At 35.4% G+C, this 22,633-nt stretch carries 23 protein-coding genes, 2 pseudogenes and 2 other annotated features; of the genes and pseudogenes, 4 read left to right on the top strand and 21 right to left on the bottom strand.

The genetic code is table 11. From position 1 onward, the window contains the following. Positions 1-274: 274 nt before the first annotated feature. Positions 275-532: pseudogene (locus HNQ35_RS14570) on the top strand (IS5/IS1182 family transposase); the annotation flags it as partial. Here HNQ35_RS14570 and rpmA read toward each other — a convergent pair. From rpmA to HNQ35_RS04105, 15 genes and pseudogenes are all read right to left on the bottom strand, one after another. Next, on the bottom strand, positions 522-812 hold the full coding sequence (gene rpmA / locus HNQ35_RS04035; RefSeq protein WP_146937601.1) for a 50S ribosomal protein L27: 291 nt from the start codon (positions 810-812) through the stop codon (positions 522-524). The pseudogene HNQ35_RS14570 and the gene rpmA overlap by 11 nt on opposite strands. Positions 813-825: 13 nt before the next feature. Next, positions 826-1,155, bottom strand: coding sequence for a ribosomal-processing cysteine protease Prp (locus tag HNQ35_RS04040; RefSeq protein WP_146937603.1), 330 nt, complete (start codon positions 1,153-1,155; stop codon positions 826-828). A gap of 28 nt (positions 1,156-1,183) precedes the next feature. Further along, positions 1,184-1,492: a 50S ribosomal protein L21 gene (rplU, locus tag HNQ35_RS04045; RefSeq protein ID WP_146937605.1), complete on the bottom strand. Its 309-nt coding sequence runs from the start codon at positions 1,490-1,492 to the stop codon at positions 1,184-1,186. Positions 1,493-1,504: 12 nt separating this feature from the next. Next, positions 1,505-1,578, bottom strand: a sequence feature (ribosomal protein L21 leader region). A gap of 56 nt (positions 1,579-1,634) precedes the next feature. Next, positions 1,635-2,483 carry a site-2 protease family protein gene (locus HNQ35_RS04050; protein ID WP_146937607.1) on the bottom strand — a complete coding sequence of 283 codons (849 nt, stop codon included), beginning with the start codon at positions 2,481-2,483 and terminating at the stop codon, positions 1,635-1,637. After that, positions 2,470-3,234 (bottom strand): M23 family metallopeptidase, encoded by a 765-nt coding sequence (locus HNQ35_RS04055; RefSeq protein ID WP_146937609.1) that lies wholly within the window; start codon positions 3,232-3,234, stop codon positions 2,470-2,472. Before HNQ35_RS04055 ends, HNQ35_RS04050 begins: the two co-directional genes overlap by 14 nt. A 128-nt stretch (positions 3,235-3,362) precedes the next feature. Beyond that, a complete protein-coding gene (gene minD / locus HNQ35_RS04060) occupies positions 3,363-4,160 on the bottom strand; it encodes a septum site-determining protein MinD (RefSeq protein WP_146937611.1) in 798 nt (265 codons plus the stop codon). Then, positions 4,153-4,845 carry a septum site-determining protein MinC gene (gene minC / locus HNQ35_RS04065; RefSeq protein ID WP_146937613.1) on the bottom strand — a complete coding sequence of 231 codons (693 nt, stop codon included), beginning with the start codon at positions 4,843-4,845 and terminating at the stop codon, positions 4,153-4,155. The genes minD and minC overlap by 8 nt, the downstream gene beginning before the upstream one ends. A gap of 37 nt (positions 4,846-4,882) precedes the next feature. Beyond that, the gene (gene mreD, locus HNQ35_RS04070) at positions 4,883-5,419 is read right to left on the bottom strand and encodes a rod shape-determining protein MreD (protein WP_146937615.1); all 537 of its coding nucleotides are present in this window, start codon (positions 5,417-5,419) and stop codon (positions 4,883-4,885) included. Next, positions 5,416-6,303: a rod shape-determining protein MreC gene (gene mreC, locus HNQ35_RS04075; protein ID WP_146937617.1), complete on the bottom strand. Its 888-nt coding sequence runs from the start codon at positions 6,301-6,303 to the stop codon at positions 5,416-5,418. Before mreC ends, mreD begins: the two co-directional genes overlap by 4 nt. A gap of 13 nt (positions 6,304-6,316) precedes the next feature. Then, positions 6,317-7,357: a rod shape-determining protein gene (locus HNQ35_RS04080; protein ID WP_146937619.1), complete on the bottom strand. Its 1,041-nt coding sequence runs from the start codon at positions 7,355-7,357 to the stop codon at positions 6,317-6,319. A gap of 176 nt (positions 7,358-7,533) precedes the next feature. After that, positions 7,534-7,674: pseudogene (locus HNQ35_RS04085) on the bottom strand (JAB domain-containing protein); the annotation flags it as partial. A gap of 107 nt (positions 7,675-7,781) precedes the next feature. Continuing rightward, a complete protein-coding gene (locus tag HNQ35_RS04090) occupies positions 7,782-8,570 on the bottom strand; it encodes a group II intron reverse transcriptase/maturase (protein WP_170226656.1) in 789 nt (262 codons plus the stop codon). A gap of 466 nt (positions 8,571-9,036) precedes the next feature. Continuing rightward, positions 9,037-9,594 (bottom strand): RadC family protein, encoded by a 558-nt coding sequence (gene radC / locus HNQ35_RS04095; protein WP_146937796.1) that lies wholly within the window; start codon positions 9,592-9,594, stop codon positions 9,037-9,039. A 156-nt stretch (positions 9,595-9,750) separates the two neighbouring features. Then, positions 9,751-10,584 (bottom strand): SPOR domain-containing protein, encoded by an 834-nt coding sequence (locus HNQ35_RS04100; RefSeq protein ID WP_146937625.1) that lies wholly within the window; start codon positions 10,582-10,584, stop codon positions 9,751-9,753. Between the two features lie 120 nt (positions 10,585-10,704). Next, complete coding sequence (locus HNQ35_RS04105) at positions 10,705-11,973, bottom strand: bifunctional folylpolyglutamate synthase/dihydrofolate synthase (protein ID WP_146937627.1); 1,269 nt, start codon at positions 11,971-11,973, stop codon at positions 10,705-10,707. A gap of 107 nt (positions 11,974-12,080) precedes the next feature. Here HNQ35_RS04105 and HNQ35_RS04110 point away from each other — a divergent pair, with 107 nt between their 5' ends. Both HNQ35_RS04110 and HNQ35_RS04115 read left to right on the top strand, forming a co-directional pair. Beyond that, positions 12,081-12,989 (top strand): ATP-grasp domain-containing protein, encoded by a 909-nt coding sequence (locus tag HNQ35_RS04110; protein ID WP_146937629.1) that lies wholly within the window; start codon positions 12,081-12,083, stop codon positions 12,987-12,989. Continuing rightward, entirely contained in the window at positions 12,986-13,855 is an 870-nt protein-coding gene (locus tag HNQ35_RS04115) for an ATP-grasp domain-containing protein (protein WP_146937631.1), read from the top strand. Before HNQ35_RS04110 ends, HNQ35_RS04115 begins: the two co-directional genes overlap by 4 nt. 41 nt (positions 13,856-13,896) lie before the next feature. On the opposite strand, the gene HNQ35_RS04120 is transcribed toward HNQ35_RS04115, so the two are convergent. Continuing rightward, positions 13,897-16,533, bottom strand: coding sequence for a valine--tRNA ligase (locus HNQ35_RS04120; RefSeq protein ID WP_146937633.1), 2,637 nt, complete (start codon positions 16,531-16,533; stop codon positions 13,897-13,899). Between the two features lie 39 nt (positions 16,534-16,572). Then, positions 16,573-16,795: a binding site (T-box leader), on the bottom strand. 156 nt (positions 16,796-16,951) lie between these two features. On the opposite strand from HNQ35_RS04120, the gene HNQ35_RS04125 reads away from it, so the two are divergent. Beyond that, entirely contained in the window at positions 16,952-17,140 is a 189-nt protein-coding gene (locus HNQ35_RS04125; protein WP_146937635.1) for a YszA family small membrane protein, read from the top strand. A gap of 37 nt (positions 17,141-17,177) precedes the next feature. Here the strand turns inward: HNQ35_RS04125 and spoVID are convergent, their stop codons facing one another. The 5 genes from spoVID to hemC all read right to left on the bottom strand — a co-directional run bounded on the left by spoVID (position 17,178) and on the right by hemC (position 22,625). Then, entirely contained in the window at positions 17,178-18,341 is a 1,164-nt protein-coding gene (gene spoVID / locus HNQ35_RS04130) for a stage VI sporulation protein D (RefSeq protein WP_170226657.1), read from the bottom strand. A gap of 273 nt (positions 18,342-18,614) precedes the next feature. Beyond that, the gene (gene hemL / locus HNQ35_RS04135; protein ID WP_146937639.1) at positions 18,615-19,904 is read right to left on the bottom strand and encodes a glutamate-1-semialdehyde 2,1-aminomutase; all 1,290 of its coding nucleotides are present in this window, start codon (positions 19,902-19,904) and stop codon (positions 18,615-18,617) included. Between the two features lie 23 nt (positions 19,905-19,927). After that, positions 19,928-20,908, bottom strand: coding sequence for a porphobilinogen synthase (hemB, locus tag HNQ35_RS04140; RefSeq protein ID WP_146937641.1), 981 nt, complete (start codon positions 20,906-20,908; stop codon positions 19,928-19,930). A 5-nt stretch (positions 20,909-20,913) separates the two neighbouring features. Beyond that, entirely contained in the window at positions 20,914-21,693 is a 780-nt protein-coding gene (locus tag HNQ35_RS04145; RefSeq protein ID WP_146937643.1) for a uroporphyrinogen-III synthase, read from the bottom strand. Further along, complete coding sequence (gene hemC / locus HNQ35_RS04150) at positions 21,693-22,625, bottom strand: hydroxymethylbilane synthase (protein WP_146937645.1); 933 nt, start codon at positions 22,623-22,625, stop codon at positions 21,693-21,695. Before hemC ends, HNQ35_RS04145 begins: the two co-directional genes overlap by 1 nt. Positions 22,626-22,633: the final 8 nt, after the last annotated feature.

Here is a 22,633-nt window from a genome sequence, read left to right on the forward strand (position 1 = left end):
AGCTATCTACTCTGCATGGATTCAAAGATTTGGTCGTAACCATGCGGAGTGGAGCTATCTACTCTGCATGGATTCAAAGATTTGGTCGTAACCATGTGGAGTGGAGCTATCTACTCTGCATGGATTCAAAGATTTGGTCGTAACCATGCGGAGTGGAGCTATCTACTCTGCATGGATTCAAAGATTTATGCGTAATCATGTGGAGTAGAGAATTTTACTCGTTTCCAATTTGGATTTTTTGTATGTTATCATCTAATAGATGATAACAAATATAAAAAACCGCAAAATGGATGTAGAACCAGTTTTGGATTCCTGAAGGCTAATTTGTCATTCTGATTTTCGGTTAGAGGGAAATCGAAAGTAGAAAATGAATGAGCATTTGCATTAATGGCGGTAAACTTAAGAAGTATACCGTCAAAATACATAATCATAACAATCCGAAACAAAAAAGAAATTGCGGAAACAACATTTTAATGTTGATTCCGCAATTTTTCTCTTTAAGACTGGTTTTGTCCCAGCCATTATGCTTTAACAGATACTGGATAAACACTAACTTTTTTACGATTGCGTCCATAACGCTCAAATCGAACAACACCATCAACTTTAGCAAACAATGTGTCATCTCCACCACGACCTACGTTTTCTCCCGGGTAGATTTTAGTTCCACGTTGACGGTAAAGAATCGATCCACCAGTAACAAATTGTCCGTCGCCTCGTTTAGAGCCTAAACGTTTTGCTCTAGAATCACGGCCATTACGTGAGCTTCCGACTCCCTTTTTGGTAGCGAAAAATTGTAAATCTAAACGCAACATAACAAGCACCTCCTCAATGATAATGTATCTTGATAAACTCACCGTAATCTCGTTCAATTGTTTCAAGTGAAACGACCATACCTTCTAACAAAAGCATAGCCTTTTCCCTTGTCTTTCGTTCAAGATGAGAAGGTAATGTAACACGAAGATAGCCACCTTCTTCACCTTGATCTATACCAAGATCTATTTGACATAATTCAGTCACAGCATTTATCGCACCAAATGATACAGCAGAAACTGCTGCACATACAAGATCGTGTCCATATGGACCACTTTCTGCGTGTCCAGACAGTTCAAAAGCTGTGATCTCTCCTTGTTTTCGATAAATATAAACAGTAATCATGACATCGTCCTCTATGTGTCATTTTAACTTATAGACTAATTTTTTCGACAACTAATTTAGTATAAGGTTGACGATGTCCTTGTGTACGTTTGTAGTTTTTCTTAGGTTTGTATTTAAAAACTCTAATTTTCTTTTGACGACCTTGTTTTTCAACTTTAGCTGTAACTGTTGCTCCTTCAACATATGGGGAACCAACTTTTACATCATCGCCACCTACAAACAATACTTTATCAAAAGTAACTGTTTCATCTACATCCGCAGATATTTTTTCTACATAAATTTCTTGGCCTTCAACAACTTTTACTTGTTTGCCACCTGTTTCAATAATTGCATACATGAATTGCACCTCCCTAAGACTAAGACTCGCCATACAGGTACCATTACGGTTTTACGATAACCTGTTCTGAGCGGTTGTAGCACTGGTGCTACGTTTAACAAATTGATTTTACCATATTAAGATTGGTCGTGTCAATGTTTTTTTAAATTACTTCTCCAATTGAATGATAGACATATTTATCCCGAAAGTAATATGTTAAACAATCAGATTCATTGAGGATTTTTTTATTGTTCCCTGGTAAAACAACATAAACAATATGCTTCCGATCTCGATGGAATAAATAAAAAATATCAATTAAACGAACACGATTATGAACAACGAGAGATTTCGTTTTTTTATAATTCGTCTTTCCTTGATAACGATTTAATAAGAAACGCATAAATACATAATAACGTCTTCGCCATTCGGAAATATTCTCTAATAATAAGAAACAAATAACAAAAAACAATGTTAAATGAAAAGGGATCATAAACAAAGCAAGGAAACCTATTAAACAAACGCATACAGACCAAACTAATACTAAATGGTAGGCCTTTCGAAAAGGAAAAAGTAATGCCAAACCATATAATAGGAGTTTGCCCCCATCAAGTGGCCAAATAGGAAGCAAATTAAAGATTAAAATAACTGTATTATAAAAAAAGAACATCGCTAAAAGGGATTCAGGAAATAAAGTTAAACGATCTAAAATAAAATATAGGATGTAAATAAAAACATGTTGTACCGGACCTGCCAATGTAACTAACAATTCTTCATGTAAAGGTCTTGTCCCATGTTCTTCTGTTTCCATCACTCCGCCAAAAATCCAAAACATAATGCGACGTATACGCCATTTAAAAAATAAAGCCATCATGACATGACCTAACTCATGGATAATGACAATACTTAAGATGATAAATAATGATATAAATGTCCCGGTTACAAAGGATATTCCGATTAATAATAAAAGTAAAGGATGCACATATATAGTAGGATATTGCTTATTTTGCGTCATCAATACGGATCACCTGTAAAGGATCAAGATAGCGATTATTTTTTTCAACTGAAAAATAAACATGCTCACTTTCTTTCGACGGTTTAAAAGTACCAATCCTATCTTTTTCTTTTACAGCCTGGTATAAATGGACATTTAAAGAACTTAAAAATCCATATGTTGTTTGACTTCCATCCGCATGTTGGATAACGACTGTTTTGTCTGTCAATCGATCATTTCCGGCGAATATAATCACACCACCTTTTAATGCTGTTACAACTTCCTCACGTTCAGGCGCGATTAAAACACCCTTTCCATTAGCTGAGAATGATTCTTTAATATGTCCATTAACTGGTAATACGATATCTTCCTGATCTGTTACTGCTTTATCATAAGAATATAAGAAAGGATTGCCAAACGTTTCTTGGTACCATTGATTCACTTTTGCGAAAGGGAATTCTTCTTGTAAAACAGATCTTGTCCATTGTTTAACCATTAGCAAGCGACTCGACTCGGATTGTAAAATTAAAGCTGAACTCATAAAGAGCATCAATGATAAAACACCTTTAATAATAAACGATGTTGACGATTCAGCTTTATACGATTTCTTTGCTACATCTGGAAACATTTTGTAGTATCCATGTTTTTCTTCTTCTTGAGGAAATGGATCAAATTCGTCCAATGTTTCCTTTTCTTTAGTTATTGTCGATAATCTTCGAAGACTCTTTCGCTTATTAATCGCTTTTCGAACATTTCTAATATCTCTATTCATCTGCCTCACAATCCTTTATAACTATTTGTACATATGTATGAAAAATACGCCAATATATGATTGTAAAAGCATGAAAAAAAGATAAAGAACAGTGTAATCTATTCTTTATCCTGAAAACTGATAATATTTTATGAGCCCATACCGAAAAAATGTTTCATTTTTTGAAATAGGCCTTTTTCTTCTTCCAAAGATTGTAAAGGAACACTTTCACCGAGTATTCTTCGGGCAATATTTCGATAAGCAATCGCTGACTTCGGTTTTGCTTGTAAAGCAATTGGCTCACCAGCGTTTGATGCTTTTATAACTTCGTCGTCATCTAACACAATACCAATTAAGTCAATTGATAAAACTTGTACAATTTCATCGATATCAAGCATATCACCATTTTTCATCATATGGTTGCGGATGCGGTTAATCACAAGATGAGGTGGCTCTATGTCTTCTTGTTCTAATAACCCGATAATACGATCAGCATCTCGAACACTAGACATTTCTGGTGTTGTAACAACAATTGCTTTATCTGCACCAGCTACTGCATTTTTAAAACCTTGTTCAATACCTGCGGGACAGTCAATAATGATATAGTCATATGTTTGTTTTAGTTCACTAACAATTTGAACCATCCCTTCTTCAGTAATAGCTGATTTATCACTCGTTTGGGAAGCAGGTAATAGCGATAAATCATCAAATCGTTTATCCTTTACGAGGGCTTGATTTAACTTACATCTGCCTTCTATAACATCAACAATATCAAAAATGATTCGGTTTTCTAATCCCATAATAACATCAAGATTTCTTAAACCAATATCAGTATCAATAAGGCATACTTTTTTGTCCATTAATGCTAAAGCTGTACCGATATTTGCCGAAGTTGTTGTTTTGCCAACTCCACCTTTTCCGGATGTCACAACGATTGCTTCACCCATTTTGCATTCTCCTTTCAAGTTCCAGAACGTTCCTTCGTTGTCGTGTCAATTGTTGCAGACGCTCAATCATGATTTTATCTTGCTCTAAATCAACGAATCCACATTCCATATAGACTCCATCTGACTCATAATCAGGTGCCCGACTAATGTAATTAGCAATACGTAATTGTGTTGGTTTCATATAAGAAGCTGCAATTATGGCTTTTTTATTTCCATTTAGCCCTGCATGTGCAATTCCTTTTAAACGTCCCAAAACATAAACATCGCCCGTTGAAATAATTTTTCCACCAGGATTAACATCCCCGATTAATAACACGTCACCTTTAACTTGTAACACTTGCCCAGACCTTACGACTCGGCGAAAAACTTTGACTTCTTGGTTTTCTTTCCATTTCTCCATTTCTTCTTTGTGAATAACAGCTGAATCAAACATGTCAACCGTAAAATAATGGCCCTTTTCGATAATATGTCTAATTTCATCTGTATGTTTTCGAGACAAATAACGGTTACCAAGTTGCACTTTAACAGGAATAACTGGTTCCCCTTGTTTTGGTGTTACTGTCGTTATCTTCTCTTGTAATTCATTAATCAATTCATCGAAGGAACATAAATCATCCATGAACAAAGTCAATCCTTCTTCTGTTCCTTTTATTGTTATTAACTGTTTCTTCTGTTCTAGTTTCATATAGTCACCTCATCCGACAGATCTGACAGCGTTCAATTTATGATATCATTTCTTTTTCTATTTTAACTTTCCAGTTGGACAACCATTTTACAACAAAAGGATAAATCATCATTAAAAATACGATATTTGCAATGACGGTAGGTATTAAGCGTAAAATGACATATTCTTTCCACTGAATTTGTATCAAACCGATAACGATATAAATCAATTGAATCAAGACTTCCATCGTCACAATCCCGACTGCACTGAAAATAATGGCTGATAACAAATTCGCTTGCAGTAAGCGCGATATCCCTTTTATCATATAAATTGTTATCGCATATGTAAACATATACACACCAAGTATATCAGTATAAACAATGTCAATCATCAGCCCAAAAATAACAGCATAATAGATAGATCTATATTCTTCTTCTCTTTCAAAAAAAATCACAATACAGATGAGAAAAATAAATACCCAGTGTGGAATGAGAATAAAGTCAGCTTGGACAAGACTATTCGGTAAAAAACTTTGTGAGACACCTTCAAATACCATGAAAGAAAAGAGGATGAGAGGAATATAAAAGCGAATCATTCCTTATCCCCCTTTTTATTCGTTCCTTCTTCTTCATCAAGAGTAGGTAAATTACGATCGACTACAATCACATTGTTTAATTCATGCATATTTGCTGCTGGCTTTACATACGCTGTTTTTGTTAAACCGTATTGATCTAAACCAACATCGATGACTTTACCAATAGGAAGTCCTGCTGGGAAAACGCCCCCTAATCCGGATGAAACGACAAGCTCGCCCTTTTTTAAATCTTTATCAGATTCATCGATAATCCGAAAAATGAGCGATTCGGTTTTCTCATCATACTGCTCGATCAATCCGAAAATACTTTTTTTACCTTTACGTGATACAGTCGCTGAGATACGATTAAATTGATCAAATCCTGTTAAAAGTTGGACGGTAGCTGTACGATCTGAGACTTGAGAGATTTTCCCAATCATTCCATCTGGTGTCATAACTGCCATATTAGTTTTTACACCGTCTTTTTCTCCTTTGTCAATGGTTACCTGCTCCAGCCATCTTTCAGGAGAGCGAGCTATAACCGTCGACTGAATCGCCTGATAATCTCTAATTGAATCAGACTTATCAACCAACTTCCTTAATTCTTCATTTTCTTCTTTTAATTGTTGAACATCATAAATAAGCCTTTTATATTCACCTAACTTTTCCTTTAAAAGCCGGTTTTCTTCGTACATGTTTTTCATGTCGCTGATATTACTGACGATATTTGAAACATAATTAATTGGTTTGTGAACGACACTTTGAAACCATCCAACAGTATCATGAATCATTTTCTCCGGTTTAGATAAATTCTCACGGTTACTTAATGAATATCCGATTAATACGACCAGAATAATCATACCTATTAAAATGATAAATAATCTTTTATTACGTAAAAAATGCAATACGAACACCTTCTTATTCAAGGGTTAGATGAGAAGATACATTCGGCTGAGAACGAAAATGTTGAATGTAATCTAACGATTTTCCTGTTCCATTAGCAACACTATCTAACGGATCTTCAGTTACAAAAACAGGTATTTTTGTCTCATCACTTATAACACGATCTATATTTTTTAATAAAGAGCCTCCACCAGATAATACAATTCCACGATTCATAATGTCTGCCGATAATTCTGGTGGTGTCTTTTCAAGTGTAACCTTGACTGCATCAATAATCGCATCAATCGTTTCTTTAAGTGCATCAGTTAATTCATTAGCCTTAATTGAAATGGTCTCTGGTAAACCAGTTAGCAAATCACGACCACGCACTTCAACAGATTCATTTTCATCTGTATTTTGTGCGGAGCCAATGGTTAACTTTAATGATTCAGCTGAACTTTCTCCAATCATTAAATTGTACGTTTTACGAATATGGTAAATAATCGCTTGATCCATATTATTACCTGCGACAGGGATAGAACGACTCGTTACAATACCACCTAGTGATATAACTGCAACTTCTGTTGTTCCACCTCCAATATCTACAATCATGCTTCCCGTTGGCTCCCATACAGGTAAACCAGCACCAACAGCAGCGGCAAAAGGCTCTGCTATTGGAAAAGCATCTTTGGCGCCAGCTTGTTTAGCAGCATCAATAACTGCACGCTCTTCTACCATTGTAATACCAGATGGGACACAAACCATGACATTCGGCTTTCCAGCAAAACGACTACGTTTGCGCATTGCCTTCTTTAAATAATACTTTAACATTAAAGCTGTCGTTTCAAAATCAGCAATGACTCCTTCTTTCATTGGTCGAATCACAGAAATTGATCCCGGTGTTCGTCCAATCATATGCTTAGCATCATTGCCGACTGCTTCTATTTCACCAGTTTCCATATTTTTTGCTATAACGGAGGGTTCACGTACAACAATTCCCTTTCCTTTAATAAATACGAGTGTATTCGCAGTTCCTAAATCAATCGCCACATCTTGTGAAAAATTAAATAATCCCAAACTTATCTCCCTCTCCTAGTTAGCACAACTATATCAGTTATTCTATAAACATAAACGATTAAACTTACATAATCGTTATTCAAAAAATTTAAGAAGCGCCAATTTCATACAGTGGAAATGGCGCTATTAAAATCTGTCTATTTAATTATACGAAAAAACAACAAAAATTGATAGTACTATAAGTATCCTTTCTCTTTTAATGAAACAAATTTACGATCTCCAATGATTAAATGATCTAAAAGTTCAATACCGACAATTTTACCTGATTCAACAAGTCGCCTCGTTACATGGATGTCTTCTTGAGAAGGTGTTGGATCGTAGGGTAGAGTCAATTGCGCCAACAGACGTTGGATTCAAAGCTCCCCCTCAGAACCGTACGTACGCTTTTCAGCATATACGGCTCGCCAGTTGAGTCTATGAAGTCTTACTTTAAATTTAAATATCGAACATCTTTTAATCTGATAAAGGAAAGGAATTCTGTTCTTCCGGCTACTTGATTATCCTTAACTGTCAAAAGACCTTGATTATGTTTACGTAAACGTTTGCCAGTTCTTTTTACCGTACTACGCTTTTTATTGGCAATTGTTTTAAGAAAGCTACTTTCCGCTAAATAAAATAATCTTCCTAAATTAGAGAAATTATTTACTAAGCGATAATACTTAGCCACTGATAACAATTCACGATTATATATCCGCATGATATCTAGCTCAGAATAATGTAGTAGGCTCGGCCTATGTGTACTTTTAAATGTTCTTAAGTTTCCATAACGTTTTACTGCGGCATATTTAATTAATTCATAACTTGGAATTTCTAATCCAATTCCTCTATTTGTTTTACTATGGAGTTTAATCTTATGTTTTAAAAAAAGAAATGATTTCTCTATATGAGCGAGTGAAAGGTTAAGTTGGGGCAATAGATACATTTTCTTAATGATTTGTTGACAGTCGGCAAATAATTTCTTCGCCTTTTTCTTAGGACCTTGTATTCCTATGACAAACTCTGTCCTATAGCGCACATATTTTATACATTTATCTCTCACTACGATTCGTTTCATATGATGATCAAATCGCTTTAAATACGAATCGATGAGTATTCTATTAAAACGTGAATTTGGTTGTTTTTGCGGGCTGATTATTTCTCCTTTTATATACCATGTTACATGTTTAAATTCTTTTTTAATGGTCTTAAGAGCATTGTAATGATGACTTATCATAATTGTAAGACTCCTTCTCAACCTGTTTTTCTTCCCCATGCTAAACTCATTACGAGCAAACGTCGGGTACTATAAAAACTCCGTTGCCATATGATAAGACACTTAGGCAATCCCTGCATATGATATCAATTTAGAATTGTGATGGTTAGGTATCCCTTTCGACATTTTCTTCAGTCAGAAGATTGTCGGATAAAGCTTACACGAAAGATATTCTGGTGATATACCTTTCGTTTATCCTCATAACCTATTAGCTATCGTAGGTTATAGCGCACCCTCCGCACATCTGTCTAGGATTCAGGCAGTATAGCTTTTACCATACATCACTTGGTCTGAGGAACGGACTCGACTTGATAGCTTTATCGTCTCTTCCCCTTTTCACATCATGCTTTTGTCCCTTCATAAGTTTCCCCTGAAGGTTAGATGCTGACCACAAACATTGTAAGCACGTTTGGATGAATTATCATCACTAAATTGATACATTGTCCAGGCGCACACCAGATGGGTGATTATGAGCAACTATGATTGAGGCAGCTGAGCGTTTAACCGCTTCACGAAAAACTTCTCTAGGGTGGACGATTGAGGCGTTTAAACTCCCTATAAAAATTGTCTGACGATGAATGATTTGATTCTTAGTATCCAAAAACAGAACAACGAAATGCTCTTGATTTAATATACGTAATTCCTCCATTAAATAATTAGCGCCGTCCTCTGGTGAACGAATAACATATCGTTCACTCGAACGAAAATGATTCATACGCTTTCCTAATTCAATGGCCGCTAATATGATGACCCCTTTCGCTTCTCCAATCCCTTTGATTGCAGTTAATTCCTCTATGGTCGCGTCTCGTAATAACTTCAGCCCTTCAAAATGAACGAGTACACGGTGAGCTAAAGACATCACAGATTCGTTTTTTGTACCGCTACCTAGTAAAATTGCCAATAATTCTTGGTTCGATAGATTCCGCGCGCCATCATTTAATAGTCTCTCTCTCGGGCGCTCTGCTTTTGGTACATCACGTATCATAATATGTTGTCTAGACACTGATTCACCTCCTTTTCTATTTTAAACATAGTCAATAGGAACGAGAATTTCAAATAGCGAAAAATTGTTTTTTACGTAGTAACATATGCTAACTATTACTTTCTTGCTATGAAAGTTAATCTATATGCGTTTAAAAATTCATGGAAATGTACTATCTTCTAATGAATAGATGAAGTTCTCATAGGCAAGCCATATTTTCAAAAGAAATATGGCTGGATCCTTTGTTAAATCAGACAAAATAGGTTTACTACTATCAAGAAACTCCTGCATTTCTTTCGTTTTCATAGTTTGCTTATATAATTGTTCCCAACGTTCGAAATTCAAATCGTTATTTTCTGTATAAGCACGTAACGTTTCGTTCCATATAACTTGAAATGATGTTAACCATTCTTGTTCGACTTCAGTTAATGTATGACTCACTTCAGACGTTAACCATTGTTTAACGAATGTCTCGAGATTCTCTTGTTCATATAGCTTAATCATCTTTTTAGCAGCAGCTTCGTTACTCACAACATTAACAAAGAGATAATAATACCCATCTCGCTGCCAAATAACACCATCCACATCTTTACCTTGAAACTGAGAAAGCAATGCTTCGGCATTAGCACGTTCTGAAAACATACCTGCTTGTATAACGTATGCTTGTAATTCAGATAATAAATGTGTTTTTTTACTTTGTTTAGATCGTTTTGTATGATTAGCATGATGTGGTGCGGTTGTTTGACTTATATGTGTTGATTGATAGCTAGAAGTTTCGTCTAATGTGGCAAACATTTTTAACATTACAATACCGAAAATGGTACCAATAATAAGAGCTGAGCCTGTTGCAAACATAACATTCTTTTTCACGCGGGATGCTTGATGTCTTTTTGTAGAAGATAAGCTCGGTCTAGGTTTACGAATCATTTGCCTTTTATGTTTAAAGCTAGGCTTTTGATTTATCTTAAATGTGAGCTTTTTCTTTTTATTCATCTATTCATCTCCTTACCCTTCTATCATATGTCTCTTCACTCTAGCACATAATATATGAAAAGTAAGAAGAATTTTGTCAAATCTATACATATTAATATTGTTATTTCAAGTCATTATTTGTCACATTTCTACATCTTTTATAAACTGCCTGACAAGACTAATAAAGTGAAAAGAACCAACGACAAAATATCCTTCGTCTGTATCAATTGTTTCTTGCGTCAAGAGATGATTTATTAATCGTTTCCAATCCGATTCAAGGTGAACGTTTGGATGATGACATAAGTTCCCTAGTTCTGTAACGGAGATCGCACGTTCATGTGCAAAAGTTGTCAGTGTTATCGTGTCAAAAAATGGTTCTGCCATTTTTAGCATGGTCGCGAGAGCCTTGTCTTTAAAACCGGCAAAAATGAGATGATTGATTCGATGCTTCTTATTTTGCCACATCGTTTGCAAAAACACTTCCATTCCATTAGGATTATGAGCGCCATCAATGATGATAGATGGTGTAGAACATATTTGTTCATAGCGTCCTGGTATGATCACATTTTCTATAGCTTGAACTGCTTGAGAAAGGTTTATGTTTCTTTTTTGTTTTTTAAAAAGATACAGAACCATTAATGCAATGGCTGCATTATTTTTTTGATGCCGGCCTTTCATGAGTATTTTCATTTGTAATAAGCAAGTTTGGTAGCTCCATACGTGATAGGTATAACAAAATTCTTTTCCTAAGCGATATAACGGAGCATTGTTTAATTTAGCAAACTTTTCAACGACATATAATGATTCATCATCTAATTCTCCCACAACAATTGGAACACGATGTTTAATGATTCCCGCTTTATGTTCAGCGATTTCTTGTATTGTTTGACCTAAAAACTGTTGATGATCGATAGCTACAGTTGTAATAACGGAGATAATTGGTGTTATGACATTAGTTGTATCATCTTTTCCACCCATACCTGTTTCAATAAGAGATATATCTGCACGCAGCGAAAAATAGCTAAACGCAGCAGCTGTGATAATTTCAAATGTGCTAGGCCCCATATCAGCTTTATCCATCGCCATAATATGCGGATATAACATATTCATGATGCCTATAAATTCTTTTTCCGAAATAGATGTATCATCAAGTAATATATGACCACGCAAATCGGTCATACTAGGTGATGTAAATACACCGACATGATAACCACTATTCATTAAAGCATGGCTTAAATAATGGATCGTCGAACCTTTGCCGTTTGTTCCAGCTACATGAATAGCTATTAGTTTCTTTTCAGGATGTCCTATCCTTTTGAGTAAAGTCCGCATTCTATCAAGACCTGGCTGTATACCAAGTTTGTCGCGTGACTTCATAAACGATTCGATTTCATTCATATCTTTAAACATAGCGTACACCTTCACGATCTATATTGTTTTTTTATCATTTCGCTTGAATATCTTGTATAATTAAACAGTATAGCACAATTATTTGATGACCAAGGAGCGTTACATATATGACTCTTTCAGGATGGATTATTTATAATGGGAGCTTAAATAGTGAAAAGTTTATCGACTTTGCTTGCATGCTACAGTCAGCAGCTCATAAACAAAAAATGAATGCCATGATTTATAAAAACAACGATATTATGTCTTATTTATCATTACATCCGCAAATTATCCAAGATAAAAGAAAAGATTTACCTGACTTTGTTATATTTACAGATAAAGATATATATTTAGCTAAACAGCTCGAGTTACTTGGTATACGAGTGTTTAATCGTGCTAAAGCTATTGCCACAAGTGACGATAAAATTGCTACTTATCAACGATTAGCTGAGCTTCAATTACCAATACCTAAAACAATTGTTGCACCTAAGTCATTTACAGAGAAAATTTCTTCAAATTTTTATCAAATTGATCAGATTATCGAAAGATTAGGGTTACCGATGATAGTTAAAGAAGCATTCGGTTCATTCGGTGAACAAGTCTATCTTGTTAATACGAAGGAAGAGCTAAGAGAAATAATACAGACCATCCATGGTCGGCCTTTTATGTTTCAAGAATTCATTGAAACAAGCTACGGTAGAGACTTACGTTTACAAGTTATAGGCAGTCAGGTCGTTACAGCAATGAAGCGAACAGCTAAAGACGATTTTCGCGCCAACATTACAGCTGGGGGAACAATGGAAGCATATAAACCAACGAAATATGAAGTAGATCTAGCTATTAAAGCTACAAAGGCAATTGGTGCCGATTTTGCTGGTGTCGATCTATTATTCGGTGAAAATGATGAACCGATTATATGTGAAGTAAACTCAAATGCCCATATTCGCAATATATATGAGTGTACAAATATTAATCCAGCAGATGCGATTATTTCATATATTCGAAAGCAACTTTCAACAACAGGAGAGCAAATATGAGAATTCGCGGATGGCTTATTTATTCTAAACAAGATGCAAAAGAAAATATGAGTTTTATACAGTGGTTTTTAGATGAAGCAAAGAAGCTTGATATTCATTTAACGTTTATGCTAAGAGAAGATTTGCAAATCGGGATTATGAATCAAAAACCTACTATATTGAAGCAAAACAAACCGATTAAGCGACCACATTTTGCCATTGTTAGAACAGTCGAGCCATTGTTGCAATTACATTTAGAACAGTTAGGTATTAAAACATTTAATTCTTCATATATATCGCGTATTTGTAACAATAAAATATTAACTCATTTAGAAGTTAATAAACTGAACATCCCTATGGTTAATATGTTCTTCTATAATCGAAAAGATTTAACTCATAACCCGCCACTACCTTATCCGTTAATCATTAAAAATCCAACTGGAAGAGGTGGCCGGGAAGTATTTCTCGTTAAAAACAATCATGATTGGGTACATTTTTTACAACAAACAGCATTTGAGCATGTACTAATTCAAACAACTGACGTTCAACAAGGTAAAGATCTCCGTGTCTTTGTTATTGGAAAGAAAATCATTGGTGCTGTACTTAGAGAAAGTGATAACGATTTTCGTGCTAATTTTAAACTTGGTGGAAAAGCGACATGGTATGACTTATCACAACATGAAAGGATATTCATTCAAAGAATTATCAATCATTTTGACTTTGGCATGGTTGGAATTGACTTTTTGTTCAGTTACTCTGGTGACTTATTATTCAATGAAATAGAAGATGTTGTTGGTTCACGTACTTTAAGTTCTGTTTCATCAATTAATACGGTTGGCAAATATTTATCTTTTATTAAAGATAACATAAAGTTAGAATATCAATAAAAAAGCCCAAGAAGACATCGTAACTTCTTGGGCCGTATTTTCTATCCTTTTAATTCTGCTAGGCGGTCTTTCACTTTTTGTTGTTTATCTAAATAATCGATTTCTTTTTGTCTTTCTTTTTCTACAATTGCTTCTGGTGCTTTTTCAACGAAACCTTTATTACTTAGTTTCTTCTGCACGCGTTCAACCTCTTTCGTCCATTTCTCCAGTTCCTTCTCTAAACGGGCAATTTCTTTATCGAAATCAATCAAGCCTTCTAATGGTAAATAGATTTGAGCACCTGTCACAACTGCTGACATCGCTTGTTCTGGGATATCTAAATCTATTCCAATATCTAATTGACTTGGATTACAGAAACGTTCTAAATAGAGGCGTTCATTTTCAAGTTCTTTTTGGATAGCAGCTGTTTCTGCTTGAATCATAAGATGAATTTCTTTAGACATTGGTGTGTCTACTTCAGCACGAATATTTCGAACAGCTTTAATGATATTAACGAGCCGATTCATTTCATTGGCAGCTTGTTCATCATGAAACTGTTCATTCACTTCTGGCCAACTTGCGATTGTAATGGACTCTCCTTTATGTGGAAGTTTTTGCCATATTTCTTCAGTAATAAATGGCATAAACGGATGTAGCATACGCATCGTCATATCAAACACATAAGCTAAAACAGAACGTGTTGTTTGTTTTTGAGCTTCATCGTCTCCATATAAAGGTAGTTTCGCCATTTCTATATACCAATCACATAGCTCATCCCAAATAAAGTTGTATAAATAACGACCTGCCTCGCCGAATTCATATTTATTCGTATTCTTTGTCACTTGTTCAATCGTTTCATTCAGTCGTGTTAAAATCCATTTATCAGCAAGTGATAAATCGCCTGTCAAATCTATATCTTCATACGTAAATCCTTCCATATTCATTAAAGCAAACCGAGACGCATTCCAAACCTTATTTGCAAAGTTCCATGTAGACTCAACTTTTTCCCAATAAAAACGTAAGTCTTGACCAGGTGTAGAGCCAGTTAACAAGAAATAACGTAATGAATCAGCTCCATATTTATCGATCACATCCATTGGATCAACACCATTACCTAATGATTTACTCATCTTTCTTCCTTCAGAATCACGAATTAAACCGTGGATGAGTACATCTTTAAACGGACGTTTTCCAGTAAATTGCTTAGATTGAAAAATCATGCGAGCAACCCAGAAAAAGATGATATCATAACCTGTTACAAGTACATCTGTCGGGAAATAACGCTTATAATCTTCAGCTGATTCATCTGGCCAACCCATTGTAGAAAATGGCCAAAGTGCAGAAGAAAACCACGTATCCAAGACGTCCTCATCTTGTTTCCAGTTCTCAATATCTTTCGGTGCCTCTTTACCTACATACACTTCACCCGTTTCTTTATGATACCAAGCCGGAATACGATGTCCCCACCATAATTGACGGGATATACACCAGTCACGAATATTTTCCATCCAGTGCATATATGTCCGCTCAAACCGCTCGGGAACAAAATTTACCTTCTCTTCTCCTTGTTGCATCTTGATAGCTGCTTCAGCTAAAGGCTGCATCTTAACGAACCATTGGGTCGATAAGTATGGTTCTACAACAGCTCCACTTCGTTCTGAATGGCCGACTTGATGGACATGTTCTTCAATTTTAAAGAGAACACCCATATCTTGAAGATCTTTTACAATTTGTTTACGACATTCAAAACGATCCATACCTTCATATTTTCCAGCATTCTCATTCATTGTTCCATCTTCATTCATAACAAGAACGCGTTCTAGTTGATGTCGATTTCCAATTTCAAAGTCATTCGGATCATGTGCTGGGGTAATCTTTACGGCACCTGAACCAAATGTCATATCAACATAATCATCAGCTATAATTTTAATCTCCCGGCCGACGATCGGTAAAATAACTGTCTTACCAATTAAATGTTGATAACGTTCATCATCCGGATGTACAGCAACTGCTGTATCACCTAACATCGTTTCTGGACGTGTTGTAGCAATTTCAATCGTTTCATCACTATCTTTTATTGGATAACGCATATGATAAAAATGACCTTTAACTTCTTCATATATCACTTCAATATCGGATAATGCTGTTTTCGTTTGTGGATCCCAATTAATAATATATTCTCCACGGTAAATAAGCCCTTTCTCATACAAGCGAACGAATACTTCTTTAACGGCATCTGACAATCCTTCATCCATAGTAAACCGTTCTCTAGAATAATCTAAACCAAGTCCTAATTTCGCCCATTGCTTTCGGATAAAAGTAGCGTATTCTTCTTTCCAATCCCATACTTGTTCTAAAAATTTCTCTCGCCCTAATTCATAACGTGACTTACCTTCTTCACGTAATTTCTCTTCCACTTTAGCTTGGGTGGCTATACCTGCATGGTCCATTCCTGGAAGCCATAGTACATCATAGCCTTGCATACGTTTCATTCGAGCAATTGTATCTTGCATTGTTGTATCCCAAGCATGACCGAGATGTAATTTACCAGTGACATTTGGTGGGGGTATGACAATTGAATAGGGTTCTTTTTCTGAATCTGATTTCGCTTCGAAATATTTACCATCAAGCCAGAATTGATAACGATTTTTTTCAACCTCTTGTGGATTATATTTCGAAGGTAATGGTTGATCTGACATAAAAATAACCTCCTTAAATAAATAAAAAACTTTTCGCCCATAAAGGACGAAAAGTCTACTTTCGCGGTACCACCTTTGTTTATAGGCATTTTATACCTATACACTTAAGTGAATTAACGGTCAAAACCGGCTTCTTCTACTCATTTTCAAAGAAGCTGCATCTGAGGCGACCTTCCAAACGATAACACCTAGGAAACTTCCAGCTTTTGCTTCCCTCTCTGTAAGGCTTCATGTTTGTACTCTTCCTCTTCATCGCATTTCATATTATTACAGTTAGTTTAACTAATAATAACGAAAAATGCAACATTGAAATGATTTTTACATATCTTTTTCATTCTGTTTCACAATATTAACCTTTATCATCATATGATATACCAAAACATTAAACACGTTTATGAGAATAGAGGTGTGATTCAATTTGGCACGTTATTACCGCTACCGCCTTCCACCGTGGGCACGAAAGTGTATCATAGTAATTGAACGTTGCACCTTACCTTTATTAATATTTCAATTAATTCGTACATTACTTTTTCCAACGACATTAGACGTTATTATATTAGCTGTCTTTGTTCTTTTATTCGTTGCATTCCATCAAGAGTGGATATAATGAACAACCCCTTGACGTGCTGACAAGGGGGATGTATTTATTTATTTTTCTTAATCGGAATATATAATAATTGCCCTTCTGAAACCGTATCATCTTCAAGACGATTTTTCTTTAAAATATGCAGTGACGTTGTTTTATAACGTTCGGCAATTGATTCTAATGTATCATCTTTTTGTACGATACAAAGTCGCATTTGTGTATATGTTTCTTCTTCACTTTGAATCATTTCTGATAGAAAATGATGGTGTGAAACTTCTTCTAATTCTTTATCATCTTCACGACTTTCCTCTTCTAATTTATCTTTTTCTTCCGTTTGTTTATTTTCTACTTCAGACATGATTACATCATCTTCTGTTCCTTCTGGTTCCGCTGTTATTTTTTCATTAGTCGGACTTTTTTCTTGTTCTTTATCTTTAGCAAAAAACTCATCTAATGACTGCGATTTTTTCTTAAATAATAGTCGGTCATCTTCTTTTGGCTGAACTGTTTCTTCTTCTAAGCCACTTTCTTCACGTAATTCAGGTAAAGTAGGAAGCCGGTTAGTCGTATCTCCTTGATCATTCATGTTAGCATTCTTTACTTTCTCATCGGACATCTGATTTGAATGGTCTGTTGTCATTTCCTTTTCTCGCTGTTTCAGCTCATCATGATCGACATGCGTAACCTCAAATGAAAAAACATCAGTATCTATTTCTTCATGAGGTGTTACATCGATGTTATCCTCGTTCATTCGTTCTTTTTTAGTCTTACTATAACCTAGAGTTTCCCCTTGTACACCTTGAATTTGAACCGTTGCATCAATGATTAATTTATCGGCACTTGGTAATTCATAATCAAAAGAAGCAATTTGCACTGCCACGTCATTCATATCTTTCACTCGATAGCTAGGTACAGATATTTCTACCGGAAAACGATGAGTAAATTGTGCTAAATTCTCACCTAATGATACCGTGTTCTCAATATAACGTTTAAAGTCGAAATCATTTAATGTAGACAATGAATCTGATTCTTCATTAAGGGATTCTTGAATGTATTCGCCTGATAACAAAATGACACCACGAATTGAATAATAATCATTAAAAGATTGGATAGAAATATCCGGATCAAGTGAAATATGCTTAATTTCAGAAATACCTTGCCCACCTTCCATAAAAAGTGATTCTTTTAAATCAAAGCTATACACAAAGGAATCATTAGTCAAATGTTTCACCCCTTTTATATACATGCGTTATCCGCACATTTATATCATCATTATCTATATGTTAGAAAATAAGAAAAAATGATAAAGTAAGTTGTCTTCATGCAAATGTTGTTACAAACTGAACAAAACATCATGTATGCTTATGTAATAGGTAGGTATCACATCGACTAAATGATTCACCAACTCAATCATATAATAGATGTTAAATAAAAGATAAGCGGAAAAACGTTGTTTCATTTTTCCGCTTAAAATATATAAGACATTATGCTATTATTATTTATTAATTGATGCAAATGCACGATCTATTGCCTCAACGGTCTTATCTATATCTTCATCTGTATGAGCAGTTGATAAAAATAATCCTTCGAATTGAGATGGTGGTAAAAAGATGCCTTCTTCTACCATTCTTCTATAATATTGTGAGAAATAATCAAGATTAGATTGTTGTGCTGTATCATAGTTAATGACAGGTTTTTCTGAGAAAAAGACGCCAAACATAGAACCTACACGATTGACTTGAATTGGGATGTCATATTTTTCAGACGCTCTTCTAAATCCTTCTTCAAGTCGATCAATCTTCTTACTAATCACATCATAATCAGACTCTGTTATAGCATCTAATGTTGCGTAACCAGCTGCCATAGCTAGTGGATTGCCTGATAATGTTCCTGCTTGATAAATCGGACCTTTAGGAGCAATTTGTTCCATAATTTCACGTTTTCCTCCGAAAGCACCAACTGGTAAACCACCACCGATGACCTTACCTAAACATGTCAAATCTGGATCAATATCATAATGACCTTGCGCACTATGATAGCCAACACGAAAACCAGTCATCACTTCATCAAATATAAGTAATGAGCCGTTTTCTTTTGTTATTTCTCTTAAACCTTCTAAAAATCCCTCTTGTGGTGGTACAACACCCATATTTCCACAAACTGGCTCTGTTATGACAGCAGCAATATCGTCACCGTATTTTTCAAACACTTGTTTAACTGCATCTAAATTATTATACGGTACGGTAATCGTTTGTTTAGCTATGTTCTCAGGCACTCCAGGACTATCAGGTAAACCAAGTGTTGCTACACCTGAACCAGCTTTTATTAATAATGAGTCACCATGTCCGTGATAACTTCCTGCAAATTTTACGATTTTATCACGGCCTGTATATCCCCGTGCTAATCGTAATGCACTCATTGTTGCTTCTGTTCCTGAATTAACCATACGAATCATTTCAACAGACGGCACACGGTCTATAACGAGCTGAGCTAATTTATTTTCCAAAACAGTTGGTGCACCAAAGCTGGAACCTTTGTCTATTGTTTCCTTAATTTTATTTACTACACGATCATCTGCATGTCCTAAAATAAGCGGACCCCAGCTCAGAACATAGTCAATATACTCATTACCATCAATATCATAAATCTTTGATCCTTTACCACGTGCCATGAAAATTGGGTTCATCCCTACTGATTTAAAGGCACGAACTGGAGAGTTTACCCCGCCTGGCATTAAGTTTACCGCTTCTTTATAAGCATCAATCGATTGAGTAAAATCTTTCACTTTATATCACCTCAAATAATATTTTATCCTTCTAATAACCATTTAGCTACATCTTTAGCATGATACGTAATCAATAAATCAGCACCTGCACGCTTCATAGATATGAGTTTTTCCATGACAAGGTTTTTTTCATCAATCCAACCATTTAATGCAGCAGCTTTAACCATCGAATACTCTCCACTTACATTGTACGCAACGATGGGGACATCATATTTATTTCGGACTTCGCGAACGATATCTAAATATGATAAAGCCGGTTTAATAATTAAGAAGTCTGCTCCTTCTTCGATATCAGACTGAGCTTCACGAAATGCTTCTCTCCGATTAGCCGGATCCATTTGATACGTTTTTCGATCACCAAATTCTGGTGTACTATCTGCTGCATCTCTAAATGGGCCATAGAAAGATGACGCATATTTTACAGCGTACGACATGATTGGAATATGCTCAAATCCAGCGTCATCTAATGCTTGGCGAATAACTGTAACAAACCCATCCATCATATTTGAAGGTGCAATAATATCTGCACCAGCCTTTGCTTGTGAAACAGCTGTCTCAGCTAATAAGTTAAGAGATGCATCATTATCAACATCATGATGATGGATAACTCCACAATGACCATGTGACGTATATTCACATAAACATGTATCAGCTATAACTAATAGTTTAGGAAAAGACTTTTTAATAAGTCGGGTTGCCTGTTGAACAATGCCTTCATCAGAATAAGCACCTGTTCCTGTCTCATCTTTATCGTGCGGGACACCGAACAGAATAATTGCTTGAATGCCTAATTGTTCAATCTCTTTTATTTCGTCATGTAATAAATCAAGTGATACTTGATACACACCTGGCATTGAAGGGACTTCCTGCCTAATATTCTCACCTTCAATGACAAACAGTGGGTAGATTAAGTCTTCAATACGTAAATGGTTTTCTCTTACAATAGAGCGCATTGCTTCTGAAGATCGTAAGCGGCGGTGGCGTTTAAAATCTAAGTTAACCATATGGATCAACCCTTTCTTATTGATTCGTTTTTTAACATGACATCAATCATACCCTCAATTGTAAACTCGGTCGGTACGAGAATATGTTTGAATCCAACTTCAACGGCTCGCTTCTTAGTCGTCGTACCAATTACGACACAATAGAGGTTCATATGTTTAATCAAGTTAAGCCCATTCATCTCAACGAAAGCATCGATTGTTGACGGACTCGTAAATGTGACATAATCTATTGTTCTTGATTGTAATGTTTGATGTAACTGTTCCTTAATTGCCATATTGAGTACTGTTTCATATACTTCCATTGATTCGTAGGCCATATTTAATTTATTAAAAGTTAGTGGGAGAACATTCATCGAACGATTCCCACGAACGAGTAAAAACGTCCCTTCTGTAGAAAATCTGGCTAAAAATTCACTTGCCATCGTTTCAGCATTGTAAATTGTTGGGATAAAATGTGCTGAATAGCCGTGTTGTTTTAAATGTCTTTCTGTCTTATGCCCGACTACCGCAATCTGTTTATTTTTTAATACGTCGTTTGAATAGCCGTAATGCTTTAAAAGGCGAAAAAAACAATCAACGCCATTAGCACTTGTAAAAAAGATCCATTTAAACGAATGCATTTGACTTAAAATTTGTTCATTTACATCATGATTTTTACAATTTATTTTTAATAACGGTACCTCAACCGGGATGCCCTCAAACTGCTTAATTTTCTCTGCGAATTCTTTTCCTTGTTTTTTTTCCCGTGTCACTAGGATTTTCTTTTGATGTAAACTTTGTCCCATTAAACGTCAAGCTCCTCTTTTACTGAAGCAATAATTTGTGATGCACCTTTTTCTTTCATACGTTTAGCTGCTTCTGATCCCACTTCAATTGGATTATTTCCAGTAACTGTTTCTTTTAAAATCGTTTTACCATCAGGTGAACCAACTAATGTCGATAATGTGATTAAACCTTCCGCATTTATTGAAGCATAACCACCTATCGGGATTTGGCAGCCACCTTCAAGTAGACCAAGAAATGTTCGCTCCGCCTTTACACATGTCGCTGTCTCTTCATCATGAATGAGCGCTAAAATATCGTGGAGTTCATGATCATCTTCCCGACATTCGATAGCGAGCGCACCTTGACCTACTGCTGGAATACAAATCGTAGGATCAAGATATTCAGTAATGAGTTTTTCATCCATACCTACTCGTTTCATACCAGAAGCAGCTAAAATAATTGCATCATAATCTTCATCATATAACTTTCTTAAACGTGTTTCAATGTTGCCACGAATCCATTTAATTTGTAAATCTGGACGTTCATTTAAAATCTGAGCTCCTCGGCGCAAGCTGCTCGTTCCAATGATAGCATCTTCTGGTAAATCTAATAATGGCAAATCATTTTTTGAAACTAAAACATCTCGGTGGTCTTCACGAATCGGTATGCTTGATATGATGAGGCCTTCAGGTAAAATAGCGGGCATGTCTTTCATACTATGTACAGCAAAGTCAATTGTTTTATCGTACATGGCCTGTTCAATTTCTTTAACAAATAAACCTTTACCTCCCACTTTTGATAAAGTCGTATCTAAAATTCGATCTCCTTTTGTAACGATTTTCTTGACTTCAAATTCATTTTTCACTCCTGCCTTTTTTAATTGTTCAATCACCCAATTCGTTTGTGTAAGCGCTAAATTACTTTTTCTTGAGCCGACGATAATTTTTCGCATGCATTTTC

The sequence above is a fragment of the Cerasibacillus quisquiliarum genome (assembly GCF_014202495.1).
In the GTDB taxonomy this organism is placed as follows: domain Bacteria; phylum Bacillota; class Bacilli; order Bacillales; family Amphibacillaceae; genus Cerasibacillus; species Cerasibacillus quisquiliarum.